This window comes from Stutzerimonas stutzeri (genome assembly GCF_038561965.1).
In the GTDB taxonomy this organism is placed as follows: Bacteria; Pseudomonadota; Gammaproteobacteria; order Pseudomonadales; family Pseudomonadaceae; genus Stutzerimonas; species Stutzerimonas stutzeri_AA.
Map to the genome: position 1 here is coordinate 2,591,354 of NZ_CP139348.1, position 13,667 is coordinate 2,605,020.

General features: G+C 59.8%; 13 protein-coding genes. 6 read left to right on the forward strand and 7 right to left on the reverse strand.

What is annotated here, in order from left to right; translation table 11 throughout:
• Positions 1 to 72: 72 nt before the first annotated feature.
• The 4 genes from pqqB to exaC all read right to left on the reverse strand — a co-directional run bounded on the left by pqqB (position 73) and on the right by exaC (position 4,167).
• Positions 73 to 984: a pyrroloquinoline quinone biosynthesis protein PqqB gene (gene pqqB / locus SM130_RS11690; RefSeq protein ID WP_102825869.1), complete on the reverse strand. Its 912-nt coding sequence runs from the start codon at positions 982 to 984 to the stop codon at positions 73 to 75.
• 47 nt (positions 985 to 1,031) lie between these two features.
• A complete protein-coding gene (gene pqqA, locus SM130_RS11695; RefSeq protein WP_003284930.1) occupies positions 1,032 to 1,103 on the reverse strand; it encodes a pyrroloquinoline quinone precursor peptide PqqA in 72 nt (23 codons plus the stop codon).
• A 180-nt stretch (positions 1,104 to 1,283) separates the two neighbouring features.
• Positions 1,284 to 2,402: an NADH:flavin oxidoreductase gene (locus tag SM130_RS11700; protein ID WP_102825868.1), complete on the reverse strand. Its 1,119-nt coding sequence runs from the start codon at positions 2,400 to 2,402 to the stop codon at positions 1,284 to 1,286.
• Positions 2,403 to 2,646: 244 nt separating this feature from the next.
• Positions 2,647 to 4,167, reverse strand: coding sequence for an acetaldehyde dehydrogenase ExaC (exaC, locus tag SM130_RS11705; RefSeq protein WP_102825867.1), 1,521 nt, complete (start codon positions 4,165 to 4,167; stop codon positions 2,647 to 2,649).
• Positions 4,168 to 4,577: 410 nt separating this feature from the next.
• On the opposite strand from exaC, the gene pqqA (SM130_RS22335) reads away from it, so the two are divergent.
• The 6 genes from pqqA (SM130_RS22335) (at position 4,578) to SM130_RS11730 (ending at position 8,620) form a co-directional block, all read left to right on the forward strand.
• Positions 4,578 to 4,652, forward strand: coding sequence for a pyrroloquinoline quinone precursor peptide PqqA (pqqA, locus tag SM130_RS22335; protein ID WP_003282509.1), 75 nt, complete (start codon positions 4,578 to 4,580; stop codon positions 4,650 to 4,652).
• Between the two features lie 49 nt (positions 4,653 to 4,701).
• Complete coding sequence (pqqD, locus tag SM130_RS11710) at positions 4,702 to 4,998, forward strand: pyrroloquinoline quinone biosynthesis peptide chaperone PqqD (RefSeq protein WP_423835166.1); 297 nt, start codon at positions 4,702 to 4,704, stop codon at positions 4,996 to 4,998.
• A complete protein-coding gene (gene pqqE / locus SM130_RS11715; protein ID WP_102825865.1) occupies positions 4,967 to 6,112 on the forward strand; it encodes a pyrroloquinoline quinone biosynthesis protein PqqE in 1,146 nt (381 codons plus the stop codon). Before pqqD ends, pqqE begins: the two co-directional genes overlap by 32 nt.
• 85 nt (positions 6,113 to 6,197) lie before the next feature.
• The gene (locus SM130_RS11720) at positions 6,198 to 6,701 is read left to right on the forward strand and encodes a urate hydroxylase PuuD (protein WP_102825864.1); all 504 of its coding nucleotides are present in this window, start codon (positions 6,198 to 6,200) and stop codon (positions 6,699 to 6,701) included.
• Positions 6,682 to 7,782, forward strand: a complete 1,101-nt coding sequence (gene serC / locus SM130_RS11725) for a 3-phosphoserine/phosphohydroxythreonine transaminase (RefSeq protein ID WP_102825863.1) — start codon at positions 6,682 to 6,684, stop codon at positions 7,780 to 7,782. Before SM130_RS11720 ends, serC begins: the two co-directional genes overlap by 20 nt.
• Complete coding sequence (locus tag SM130_RS11730; RefSeq protein ID WP_102825862.1) at positions 7,775 to 8,620, forward strand: phosphoserine aminotransferase; 846 nt, start codon at positions 7,775 to 7,777, stop codon at positions 8,618 to 8,620. The genes serC and SM130_RS11730 overlap by 8 nt, the downstream gene beginning before the upstream one ends.
• Before the next feature lie 107 nt (positions 8,621 to 8,727).
• Here the strand turns inward: SM130_RS11730 and SM130_RS11735 are convergent, their stop codons facing one another.
• The 3 genes from SM130_RS11735 to lon all read right to left on the reverse strand — a co-directional run bounded on the left by SM130_RS11735 (position 8,728) and on the right by lon (position 13,589).
• On the reverse strand, positions 8,728 to 10,584 hold the full coding sequence (locus SM130_RS11735) for a SurA N-terminal domain-containing protein (RefSeq protein ID WP_102825861.1): 1,857 nt from the start codon (positions 10,582 to 10,584) through the stop codon (positions 8,728 to 8,730).
• 205 nt (positions 10,585 to 10,789) lie between these two features.
• Positions 10,790 to 11,062, reverse strand: coding sequence for a nucleoid-associated protein HU-beta (gene hupB, locus SM130_RS11740; protein WP_003282502.1), 273 nt, complete (start codon positions 11,060 to 11,062; stop codon positions 10,790 to 10,792).
• 130 nt (positions 11,063 to 11,192) lie between these two features.
• A complete protein-coding gene (gene lon / locus SM130_RS11745) occupies positions 11,193 to 13,589 on the reverse strand; it encodes an endopeptidase La (RefSeq protein ID WP_102825860.1) in 2,397 nt (798 codons plus the stop codon).
• Between the last annotated feature and the right edge of the window lie 78 nt (positions 13,590 to 13,667).

Here is a 13,667-nt window from a genome sequence, read left to right on the forward strand (position 1 = left end):
TTCTTCTTGTTCCGTTTGTTCATTTCGCGACGTGCCTGGCGGTCTGAGGCCGCGTTCCGGCAAAGCATCGCTCTATAGCTCGATGTTCATGCCGTCGAACGACACTTCGATGCCGTGCTCGCCGAGAATTTCCCGCTCGACGGAGTCTTCATCGAGGATCGGATTGGTGTTGTTGATATGTATGAGGATCTTGCGCACGGCGGGCATGCCATCGAGCACTTCGATCATGCCGCCCGGGCCGCTCTGCTGCAGGTGCCCCATCTCGCTGCCGAGCTTGGTGCCAACCTCACGCACGAGCATTTCGTCATCGCGCCACAACGTGCCGTCGACCAGCAGGCAATCGGCCTGGCGCATGGTGTCGAGCAACTCGTCGCTGACCTTGCCCAGCCCCGGCGCGTAGAAGAGCGTGCCACCGGTTTTGCGATCCTCGATCAGCAGGCCGATGTTGTCGCCCGGATGCGGGTCATTGCGGTGCGGAGAATAAGGCGGCGCCGAACTGCGCAACGGAATCGGCGTGATGTGCAGGTTAGGGCAGCACGGAATGCTGAAACTGTCGGTCAGGCCGATGGGGTTCCATCTCAGCCCGCCGTTCCAGTGTTCGAGCATGTTGAACAGCGGGAAGCCGGTCGTCAGATCTTGGTGGACCATTTCGGTGCACCAGACTTCGTGTGGGCAGCCCTCGCGCAGGGTCAGCAGGCCCGTGGTGTGATCAATCTGGCTGTCCAGCAGGACGATCGCACCGATGGCGGTATCACGTGGCGCCCGTGCCGGCTGCAGGGCTGGGAAAGATTCCAGCTGCGCGCGGATGTCTGGCGAGGCGTTGCACAGAATCCAGTCGACGCCGTTATCGCTGATGGCGATCGATGACTGGGTACGCGCCTTGGCATTGAGCGTTCCAGCGCGCAGCCCTGCACAATTGGCGCAGTTGCAGTTCCACTGCGGAAAACCGCCGCCCGCAGCGGAACCGAGAATTCTGATGAACATGGACAGCCCCCAAAAACGAAACCCCGGCGGGAGCCGGGGCTGATCGATCAACGATTTGCGAAGTACATGGTGACTTCGAAACCAATACGCATGTCGGTGAAGGCGGGTTTAGTCCACATAGGTCGGTCCTCTTTTTATGGTGCCGGAAGATTCCGACAGCCCAATTAAGCCCCCTGTTCTGCCTGAAGCAGAATGGTACTTTGGAAGGAGACAGCGCCATGCCTTGGTAGTGCCCGACAGACGGCTGTCATTTTCTTGCCACGTTTCGTACTCAGCTAACGCCTGGCGGGACTGCGTTGTCAACTTGAACCCAGCGCTGGCCGACCATTGGCGTTTCGCCACGCCAGTTCGTTGGTAATGGTTGCCATGGGCACGAACATCGTGCCGTCGAACTCACTGAGCGCCAGTCCCTGCTGAACACGCTGCGGCCAGTCGTTATTGGCCAGCGCGGCCTTGCCGATGGCTACCAGGTCCATTTCACCGCGAGCGACCATGCCGTCTGCCTGCTCCCCTGTGACGATGCGGCCGTTACCAATGACCGGGATCGAAACGCAGCTCTTGGCTATCGCAGCCAGGCTCGGACCCTCGCTGAAAGCCGGTGCGGCAGCGTCGGGTTCAGTTACGTGCAGATAATCGAGACCCGCGTCAGCCAGCGCAATGAAGCGCTGCCGAGCCTCGTCGACGCCGCCCTCCCATTTCAGCTGGCCGTCACACACCATGCTCTGGGACAAGCGCATACCAACCACAAAATCGTCCCCCACTTGGGCCCGCACGGCGCGGATCACCGCCAGCGGCATATTCAGGCGCTGCAGGTAGTCGCCGCCCCATTGATCAATTCGCTGATTGAATTCGGCACTGATGAACTCGTGCAGCAGATAGCCATTGGCACCATGCAGCTCGACACCATCGAAGCCGGCCTCGCGCGCATGCCGAGCAGCTTCGGCGAATCCGCAAATGGCTTGCTGGATCTCCTGCTCGCTCATTTCAGCCGGAGTCGCATAGGGTCCCTCCCCGCCGTAGAAGGTCAGCTGGGACCCGCTGGGCTGCACGGCCGAAGGCGCGATATGACGGGCATGGTGAATGTTGCCCTGGGTCTGGGCGCCACCGTGCATAAGCTGAGCGATGAAAGCGGCTCCGGCATCATGTACGGCCTCTACCACCAGTCGCCAGCTGTCCCGGTGCGCCTCGGTGGCAAGCCCCGGTTGATTGAAGTAGCCCTGGCTGAAGGCCGTATCGGTATAGACGCCTTCACTGACGATCAGACCGAAACCACCCTTGGCGAATGACGCGTAGTAATCACGCATCAGCTCATTGGCTGCGCCCTCGGCTTCGGCACTGACGCGGGTCATGGGCGCAACGACCGCGCGATTGCGCAGACTCAGATGCTTCAGCGTATAGGGCTCGAACAGTTGCGACATGGCGTTCTCCTCATCCAGCCAGAATTGGGGGCATGCTGATGGGAGGGGTGACGGCGGCCGGTAGTTCGATGAGCGCGATGGCTGGCTTGCAATCGGCCATAAAAAAACGCGGCCGAAGCCGCGTTGCGATAGGAATCGTGCGCTCGATTCAAGGGGGATTAAAGCAGAAGCGGCGCAGATTCCTGCACATGACGTGCATAGCAAAATAAGCCGGCGCGCTGGAGCTCACGCGCCGGGGCCCTCATCAGAAGAATCCGAGCGGATTGATGTCGTAGCTGATCAGCAGGTTCTTGGTCTGCTGATAGTGGTCAAGCATCATCTTGTGGGTTTCGCGGCCGACGCCGGATTTCTTGTAGCCGCCGAACGCAGCGTGCGCCGGGTACAGGTGATAGCAGTTGGTCCAGACGCGGCCAGCCTTGATGCCGCGGCCCATGCGATAGGCACGGTTGATGTCACGGGTCCAGACGCCGGCACCCAGGCCGAATTCGGTGTCGTTGGCGATCGCCAGGGCCTCGGCTTCGTCCTTGAAGGTCGCGACTCCGACCACGGGTCCGAAGATTTCTTCCTGGAACACGCGCATCTTGTTGTGGCCCTTGATCAGGGTCGGTTGCACGTAGTAACCGGTCGACAGCCCACCTTCGAGCTTCTCCGCCTTGCCGCCAGTGAGGATCTGCGCGCCTTCCTGCTGGGCAATCTCCATGTAGGAGAGAATCTTGTCGAATTGCTGCTCGGAAGCCTGGGCGCCGACCATGGTGTCGGTATCCAGCGGATCGCCGCGCTTGATCGCCTTGATCTTCTTCATCACCACTTCCATGAAGGGCTCGAAGATCGATTCCTGAATCAGCGCGCGCGACGGGCAGGTGCAGACTTCGCCCTGGTTGAAGAACGCCAGCACCAGGCCTTCGGCCGCCTTCTCGATGAACGCAGGCTCGGCATTCATGATGTCTTCGAAGAAGATGTTCGGGCTCTTGCCGCCCAGCTCGACGGTGCTCGGAATGATGTTCTCGGCAGCGCAGCGCATGATGTGCGAGCCGACTGGCGTCGAGCCGGTAAATGCGATCTTGGCAATGCGGGTGCTGGTGGCCAGCGCCTGACCGGCTTCGCGACCGAAGCCCTGGACGATGTTCAGCACGCCCGGCGGCAACAGATCACCGACCACTTCGATGAACACCATGATCGACAGTGGAGTCTGCTCTGCAGGCTTGAGCACGATGCAGTTGCCGGCAGCCAGCGCCGGAGCCAGCTTCCAGGCGGCCATCAGCAGCGGGAAGTTCCACGGAATGATCTGACCAACGACGCCCAGCGGCTCGTGGAAATGATAGGAAGCGGTGTGCTCGTTGATTTCGGCAGCGCCGCCTTCCTGGGCTCGGATGCAGCCGGCGTAATAGCGGAAATGGTCGGCGGCCAGCGGCACGTCAGCGTTCAGGGTTTCACGTACGGCTTTGCCGTTGTCCCAGGTTTCGGCGACGGCGAGCTTTTCAAGATTGGCTTCAATGCGGTCAGCGATTTTCAGCAGAATCAGCGCGCGGTCCTGAACTGAGGTACGCCCCCACGCATCGGCAGCAGCATGCGCGGCGTCCAGCGCCCTTTCGATGTCTTCGGCACCCGAACGCGGAAACTCGGCGATCACTTCACCGTTAACTGGCGAGGTGTTGACGAAATACTCACCTTTGACCGGAGGGACGAACTCACCGCCGATGTAGTTGCCGTAGCGCGGCTTGAAAGAAACGACGGCGCCTGGGGTACCGGGCTGGGCGTAGATCATGATGAGGCTCTCTTCTTCTGCTTGTCGGAGCCTGTGCCGGGAAGTGCACAGGACATGGACCGATCTTAGGCAGCGTGGTCTTCGCTCCGGTATGCACCCATGGCAGCGGAGAACTCCTCATTTGGTAGTAGATGGCAAGGCGCAGAGGCAGAGCTGATGGCGGTTTGCGATTGTTTCACGCAGCCCGGATCGGGAGAAAAAGCCGAGCAGGATAGGCCTGGAATCGCACTGCAAACATGACGCTGAACAAGGGCGCCGACCCAGAGCGCAAATTTTCCTGAAGCGCAATAAAAGCGCGACCAAAAGCCCGCAAAACCGAACCCAAAGTCTTATTAGCCGCCCCGGTAAAGCGCCTTAGCTTCGGGGTGCGACATCGCTATTGCCGACAACAACCCTTGAGGAGATACGCCATGCAGTGGATCGATCCGGACTTTTGCGACCTGCGTCTGGGCTTCGAAGTAACCGCGTACGTCTACGTACGCTGAGCCCCTGGCCGGCGTGATCGCGCATGCCTTCACGCCGGTCGAGCGAGGAATGAACATGACAACAACAATTCTGCCTGCCGGCCGCTTCGAAATCCGCCCACCCTTCCTTTTTCGCTGGGAAGAATCGCAACAAGCGCACGTACTGCTCTATCCCGAGGGCATCGTCAAGCTGAACGCCACTGGCGGGGAGATCCTGCAACGCTGCGACGGCAACACGAGCGTCGCCGAGCTGATCGATCAACTGGCCCGCAGTTACAGCGCATCCGATATCGGCGCGATCCGCAACGGCGTCCTGAATTTCCTGGAGGTGTCCCATGGCAAAGGCTGGATCCGAGCTAAGGCTTGATGGCAACGGCAGCCCGGTCTGGCTTCTGTTGGAGCTGACCTACCAATGCCCGCTGCAATGCGTGTTCTGCAGTAATCCGCGCAACTTTGCCGACTACCGTCAGGATGAGCTGAGCACCGCCGAGTGGATCGACGTGATGGCCCAGGCACGCGCCATGGGTGCCCTGCAGATTGGCTTCTCCGGCGGCGAGCCGACACTGCGCAAGGACCTTGAGACCCTCGTCGGCGAGGCTGACCGCATGGGCTACTACACCAACCTGATTACCTCAGGCATCGGCCTGACCGAAGCGCGTCTGCGTGCATTGAAGGAAGCCGGGCTTCGGCACGTCCAACTCGGCTTTCAATCCACCGACCGCAACGTGGCCCGTCAGCTGGCCGGCGTCGATGTCTGGGAGCGCAAGCTGCACATGGCGCGGCTGATCAAGTCCATGGACTTCCCTATGGTCCTCAATGTACCGATTACGCGGCAGAACATTGGCCAGGTTCCAGAGATCATTGAGTTCGCCGTCGAGCTGGGCGTTGAATACCTCGAGCTGGCGAACGTGCAGTACTACAACTGGGCACTTCTCAACCGCGATGCGCTGATGCCTACCCGTGCCGAGCTGCAAAAAGCCGAAGGCGAGGTGCGCAAGGCGCGTGAGCGTTTCGCTGATCGCCTGACCATCTTCTTTGTCATTCCCGACTATTACGAAGGTCGCCCCAAGGCATGCATGAACGGTTGGGGTGCCATTCACGTCACCATTGCGCCGAATGGCAACGTGCTGCCCTGCTCCCAGGCGAGCAACTTCAAGAACCTGACCTTTCCCAACGTGCGAGATCAGCGGCTGGAGCAGATATGGCACGACTCGCCGGTGTTCAATCTGTACCGCGGCGAAGCCTGGATGCCCGAGCCCTGCCGCAGTTGCGACGAGAAGGAAACGGACTTCGGCGGCTGCCGCTGCCAAGCGCTGTTGCTGACCGGCAATGGCGCCAATACCGACCCGGCCTGTAGCAAATCTCCACATCATCAGCTGATTCGCCAGGCTGTTGAGCTGGCACAGGATGCGACGCGCCTCCAGGGCACGCTGATCGCTCGCCAGGCCAGCCAGGGGGTGGAAGTTGAAATTGCCCCATGACTCGTTCGGCGGCACAGTCAGCGCAGGACTCCTGCTCACGCTCGGCTGTTACCTGCTGCTGCGTTACGGGCTGGTGGGCTGAGCCATGCAGCTACCCGCGTTCGATCTGCTGGCCCGCTACGCACACCTACTGTTTGCCCTGGTCTGGGTCGGTCACAACTACGCCAACTTCATCCAGAACCCGCGCTTCGTGCCACTGCAGAACGGCATCGACACCGCGACGCTGAACTGCGATCTGGAAGCACGGATGAAGCGCGAACACGGCATCTTCCGCTACGCATCCTTGGTGGTCTGGATGTCTGGGATCTTCATGCTCTGGCAGCGCGGCTGGCTGGTCGATGCCCTCATGCTGCAAGGTCCTCTGGCGGTGATCGGCCTGGGTGCATGGATTGGCACGTTGATGCTGCTCAACCTTTGGCTGGTGCTCTGGCCGCATCAGAAGAAGCTGCTCGGCTTTGTCCCTGCGACATTGGAAGAACGGGTGCGCTGTTCGCGGATTACCTTCCTCTCCTCGCGCAGCAACACCATTTTGTCCTTTCCCCTGCTGTTCCTGATGGCGAGTGGTGGTCATGGCTTGTACCTCTTCTGAGCAGCCCGAACGCTACAACTTCGCCTCTGGTCCGGCGATGTTGCCCGAAGAGGTGCTGGAACAGATTCGCGAGGAACTGCCGAATTGGCGTAATACCGGCTCTTCCGTGCTTGAGCAGCCGTTTACCAGCACCGCCTTCAAGCAACTGATGGCCGAGACCGAGGCCGACCTACGCGCATTACTGACGATCCCAGACAACTATCGCGTGCTCTTCATGCAAGGCGGTGCCTCGGCGCAGTTCGGCCTGTTGCCGCTCAACCTGCTGCGCCCGGGCCAGAGCGCGGACTATCTGGAAAGTGGCCACTGGGCGCGCAAGGCAATCAACGAGGCCCGCCGTCATTCGCCAGTCAATGTAATTGCCAGCGGCGCAGGTCAGGCCTTTGTCGCCCTCCCCGCAATCGACCACTGGCGCCTTGATAGCGATGCCGGCTATTGCCATATCACCAGCAACGAAACCGCGAACGGGCTGCAACTGCAGGAGTTTCCGGAACTGTCGGTACCGTTGGTGGCGGATATGACCTCCGACTTGCTCACCCGGCCGCTTCCGATCGAGCGTTTCGGGCTGATCTACACCAGCACCCAGAAGAATCTCGGCGTGGCCGGGCTGTGCATGGTGATCATCCGCGACGATCTGCTGCGAGCGCCCCCAGCGGGATTACCGGCAGCGTTCAGTTATGCGCTTCAGGCCGAGCAACAGAGTCGCTTCAACACGCCACCGACCTTCGCGCTCTACGTAACCGGGCTGATGTTGCGCTGGGTCGCCCATAAGGGCGGCGTTGCCGCAATGGCCCGCGTGGCACAGCAAAGAAGCGAGCTTTTGTACCGCTGCATTGAAGCCAGCGAACTCTTTCGATGTCAGCAAAGTCCCGCGGACCGTTCGCCAATCAATGTTTGTTTCCAACTCAGTGATCCTGGGCTTACCGAAACCTTCCTGAGCCATGCCGAGCAGAACGGCCTGGCCAACCTTCGTGGGCACGCAGCAACCGGCGGCATACGAGCCAGCCTCTACAACGCGATGCCACTGACTGGAGTAACGCACCTGGTGAAGTTCATGACCCATTTCGAGCGCCTTCATGGATAGAAAAGGCGGCGCCCACGCTCTGCGCAGTTCACTGACACAACGTTTTGCTTTGGTGCTCGCTGACATTGCATGTCGTCTGCCGCGCGCCGTACCCAGCCGTTCACTTTTGGTAATGGGCCTGAGCTTTCCGTCACCCTTAGGTATTGCTGCCGGCTTCGATCGCAACGGGCGGCTTGCCCGGCGGGTCGCAGCGCTGGGCTTCGGGTTCAACGAGATCGGCAGCCTGGCTGCGGCTGGACTGACGCAACTGCAACCGTTTCCGCGTGGCGAGGCGCGTCTCGGAATCAATCTAACCCTGGATGCGAGGCGCTCGGCAGCCGAGACCTGTGCGCTGCTGCGCAACGCCTGGCCGCATGCCGACTATCTGGTGCTGAACCTGATCAGCCCGGCCAGCGCGCCGCTGCTTTCCCAGACTGTACGGCTACGCAACCTTCTCGCCGCCCTCCGTGAAGAAAACCACCAGCTGAATCTGGCAGGCAACCGTCGGGTACCGCTGGCAGCGAAGCTGCGCTGCCTGCCAGAGCAGATCCCCTTCTCGCTAGCGGGCTTGCTTCTCGACCTAAGATTTGACGGGCTGCTAGCGGCACATGACCCAGGGCCTCCAGCGACACGCGAACGCTATCGCGCCTGGCAGGATCCGCGACAGCAGGCGCAAGCGTGCGAGCAGATAGAACACTTGCGGCGTTTTTGCGGCGAGAATATGGCACTGATGTCGGTCGGCGGCATCCAGACGGCGACCCACCTGCGAGCGCGCATGAGCGCCGGTGCCGAACTGGTGCAGGTTCACACCGCGCTGCTGCGTCAGGGACCATGGCTGGCGCACCGGCTGCTTCGGTGACCGAGAAAAACCGGCTTGCGGAAACGACAACGCCCCGAACCAGTCGGGGCGTAGCCTACGTGATGGACCTAGCCAACACGCTCAATAACCTTGAGGCGAGCCCGAGGTCAGAACCGTTCGATATCCGCCTCGGCTTGCAACTTCTGGCGAAACGCTGCGAAGTCCTGCTGACCAACGCGAGAGGCCAGGAAGCGCTGGTAATTCAGCTTCTCCTCATCGGATAGCGAGGCTTCTGATTCGTTGACGCCATTCAAACGCACCACGACATAGTCCCCATTGCTCAACGCAACGCCGGAATAGTTCGGCTTATCCTGTTGCTTCGGACGCGGCATGCGGAATACGGTCTGCAACAGCGCTGGCGCGACGCCTTCCTGGCTACGGGAGGCGGCTTCAACCGATTGCCACTGCCCATCAGGCTGCTGCCCCTGGCGTAGATCCGCCAGTAGTTGCTCACCTTGGGCACGGGCCGTTTCAGCTGCCAGGCTGCGTTGAAGCTGCTGCACGATGTCGTCACGTACATCGGCAAGCGGAATGGCTGCGGGCTTCAAGTGCTCCTTCACACGCAATGCAATGGAGGTATCGGGATCAAGCTCGATGACGCCACTGTTGGTGCCATCGACCAGAACCTCTTCACTAAAGGCCGCCTGGATCACTTGCCGATTGGCGGCGATGCCTTCGCCACCATCACGGCCGAACGCTTCGGTGGTCTGTACCATCAAGCCGAGTTCCTGGGCCGGCTGGGCCAAGTCAGACGCTTCGAAAGCAGAATCTTCCAGCTGCTTGCTGGTTTCCACAAAACGCTGCTCAACCTGCTGTGCCTTGAGTTCACGAACCAGTTCGGGCTTCATGCTCTCGAAAGACGGCACCTCGGGCGACTGAACGCCCAGCAGCTTGATAATGTGCCAACCGAACTCGGACCGCACCGGCGCAGAGACCTCCCCTTCGCCCAACGCATAGAGCGCATCTTCGAACGCAGGGTCGTACACGCCCGGGCCAGCAAAGCCCAGATCCCCACCCTCGTTGGCGGAACCCGGATCCTGCGAGACTTCCTTGGCTACGAAGGCGAAATCTTCGCCGGCTTTCACCCGCGCCGCGACGTCCTCGATTTTCGCCTTGGCGTCAGCGTCGCTTAGCTCGCCACCGGTCTCTACCAGGATGTGCGCAGCGCGACGCTGCTCGGCCAGGTTGGCGATTTGCTTCTGATACAACTCCTGCAGCTCTTCGTCGGACGCTTCAACCTGATCGAAGAACGACTCTTTTTTCAACTCAACGTATTCGACGATGACTTGCTCGGGCGTTCGGAAACGGTCAGCGTTGGCTTCGTAGTATTCCTGGATCTGCTCGTCGCTGACGTCGATCGTGTCGTTTTGCGCGGGCACGGTGAACGTGGCGAAATCACGAGTCTGCATTTCCAGCCGTGCAAAATTCTCGACCTGCTGATCAGTAACGAAACCGGTGCCTGAGATGCCCGCACGCAGCTGCCCAATCAGCATTTCCTGCTCAAGCAACTGACGGAACTGAAGACGGGAATACCCCATCTGCTGAATCACCTGATCGAAACGTGCAGGGCTGAAAGCACCTTCAACCTGAAATTCGGGGGTTTGCAGGATCAACTGATCCAGCGCTTCACGAGAGAAAGCGAAATTCGCGCTCTTGGCGCCTTGCAAAAGCAGCATGCGATCGATCAGCGAGCTGAGTGCCGAATCGCGCAGCAGCCGGTCATCGAGCAGCGAGGCATCGAAATCCTGACCAAGTTGCTGGGCCAGTTGGCGCCGCTGCATGTTCATCGCCTGGTCGAGGTCGTAGCGGGAAATCTCCTCGCCGTTGACCGCCGCGGCGTTCTGACTGTTGCTGGCAGCATTGAAGATGGCATCGAAGCCGGTCAGCGCCAGCAGCACCACAATGACCCCGATGATGGTTTTGGCTATCCAGCCTTGTGAATTGTCCCTGATGTTCTGAAGCATGCGACCCCCAGGAGTCTGCGGCGCGATCGAATGCGCAACGCGGGTGGAAACCGGATAAAAGAAAGGCGCATCCAGGGATGCGCCTTCTCGGAGCTTTTGGAGCGGTTGGGCTTATTCCCCCAAGCCAGACTGCAGCAGGCCAGGCCTGCTCAACAACCGCCCCGAGCCAGAACAGCGCAAACTGCCTGGCCGGGCTGAAACACGCTTAGTTAACAGCGTCTTTCAACGCCTTGCCAGCTTTGAAGCCCGGGATCTTGGCAGCGGCGATGTTGATCGGCTTGCCAGTCTGCGGGTTGCGACCGGTGCGCGCAGCGCGCTCCTTGACAGCGAAAGTACCGAAACCAACCAGTACAACGGAGTCACCAGCCTTCAGGGCACCGGTGACGGATTCGATCACTGCATCCAGCGCGCGGCCAGCAACAGCTTTTGGGATATCAGCAGATGCAGCGATAGCATCGATCAGTTCCGACTTGTTCACTCTAAGTCCCCTTATTTCTGTTGAGTCGTATCTTTAATTTTCGGGTGTAAGCAAAGCGGTGCTAGATGGCAATGACACAAGAGGCCGATTAAACAAGGGCACCTGAAGTGTGTCAACGTGGCCGTCCAGACTAATGCGTGCTGATTCGCTCCTTGGAATCAGGCTCGCGCTTGTCGTCCTTTGCAACAATCTCGGGAGCCGCATCAGGCAAGGGCTCCGGCGCGTATTGCAGCGCAATTTGCAGGACCTCGTCAATCCACTTCACCGGTTTAATCTGCAGGTCCTGCTTAATATTTTCAGGAATCTCTTTTAGATCACGCTGATTTTCTTCCGGAATGATCACGGTCTTGATCCCGCCACGATGAGCAGCAAGGAGCTTTTCCTTCAATCCGCCAATTGCAAGCACTTGGCCGCGCAACGTGATTTCACCCGTCATTGCGACATCGGCGCGCACCGGGATCTGGGTCAGAGCGGAAACCAGTGCAGTGCACATACCGACACCTGCACTCGGACCGTCCTTCGGCGTCGCACCCTCAGGCACGTGGATATGAATGTCCTGTTTCTCATGGAAATCGGCCGCTATACCCAGGCTGGCAGCACGGCTGCGAACCACTGTCAGCGCAGCTGTGATCGATTCAGCCATGACCTCACCCAGCGAGCCGGTCTTGGTCAGCCGGCCTTTGCCAGGCACCACCGCGGCCTCGATAGTAAGCAGTTCACCACCGACCTGAGTCCATGCCAGACCGGTCACCTGCCCTACCTGGTCCTGTTGCTCTGCAAGGCCATAGCGGAACTTGCGCACGCCCAGGAAGTGCTCCAGCGAATCGGCATCCACGACAACGTGGAAACGCTTCTCCGCAGCATGTTCCTTGACGACCTTGCGACATACCTTGGCCAACTGGCGCTCGAGGCTGCGCACGCCCGCCTCGCGGGTGTAGTAGCGGATGATGTCGCGAATCGCCGCTTCCTGAAACTCCAGCTCGGTTTTCTTCAGGCCATTGGCCTCGATCTGCTTTGGCGCCAGGTAACGGGTGGCAATATTGATCTTCTCGTCTTCGGTGTAACCCGGCAACCGAATGACTTCCATGCGATCGAGCAACGGCGCGGGGATGTTCATCGAATTGGCGGTGCAGAGGAACATCACATCCGAGAGGTCATAGTCGACTTCAAGGTAGTGGTCGTTGAAGTTGTGATTTTGCTCCGGGTCCAGCACCTCGAGCAGCGCCGAAGCCGGATCGCCGCGCATGTCACTGCCCATCTTGTCGATTTCGTCGAGCAGGAACAGCGGGTTACGCACTCCGACCTTGGTCATTTTCTGGATCAGACGACCGGGCATGGAGCCGATATAGGTACGGCGATGACCGCGGATCTCCGCCTCATCGCGCACACCGCCGAGCGCCATGCGGACGAACTTGCGATTGGTCGAGCGCGCAATGGACTCGGCCAGCGAGGTCTTACCGACACCAGGCGGGCCGACCAGACAAAGAACCGGTCCTTTGAGTTTCTTCACCCGCTTCTGCACGGCGAGATACTCGAGAATGCGGTCCTTGACCTCTTCGAGGCCATAGTGATCAGCGTCGAGCACCTCTTCAGCCTTGGCCAGATCCAGGCGCACCTTGCTGGCGGCCTTCCACGGCACGTTCACCAGCCAGTCGATATAGGTGCGAACAACCGTGGCCTCTGCTGACATCGGAGACATCTGCCTGAGCTTGTTGAGCTCAGCCTGCGCCTTGGTGTAGGCGTCCTTGCTCAAGCCGGCGTTCTCGATACGCTTTTTCAGCTCATCGACTTCGTTGTGGCCTTCGTCGATGTCGCCAAGTTCTTTCTGAATGGCCTTCATCTGCTCATTCAGGTAGTACTCGCGCTGGCTGCGCTCCATTTGCTTTTTGACGCGACCGCGAATGCGCTTTTCAACCTGTAACAGGTCGATTTCCGCGTCCAGCAGCGCCAGCACGTGTTCAACACGGGCCGGCAAATCGGTAATTTCGAGGATCTGCTGCTTCTGCTCGATCTTCAGCGCCATGTGCGCAGCCATTGTATCGACCAGGCGCGCGGGCTCATCGATGCTGCTCAGGGAGGACAAAACCTCGGCGGGGACCTTCTTGCCCAACTGCACGTACTGCTCGAACTGGCTCAGCAGGCTACGCGTGAAGACTTCGGATTCACGCGCTTCTACATCCGCTTCCTCGATCAGCGAAACCTCAGCGCGGCAATGGTCATCCACGTCGACGAAGCGCTCGATCACGCCACGCTGCTCACCTTCAACCAAGACCTTGACGGTGCCGTCTGGCAGCTTGAGGAGCTGCAGCACGGTAGCCACCGTACCAACGCGATACAACGCATCTTCAACCGGATCGTCATCAGCCGGGTTCTTCTGAGCCAGCAAAAGGATCTGCTTATCGCCGGACATGGCAGACTCGAGCGCTTCGATGGATTTTTCACGGCCAACGAAAAGCGGGATCACCATGTGCGGGTAAACCACCACATCGCGCAGCGGCAAAAGGGGCAATTCGATGGTTGTCTTCATAAATTAAGCTCTACGACGGCCATACGGCGGTAAACGGACGGGCAATACCCTTGCAGCAAAGATGAGGGCACGCACCGC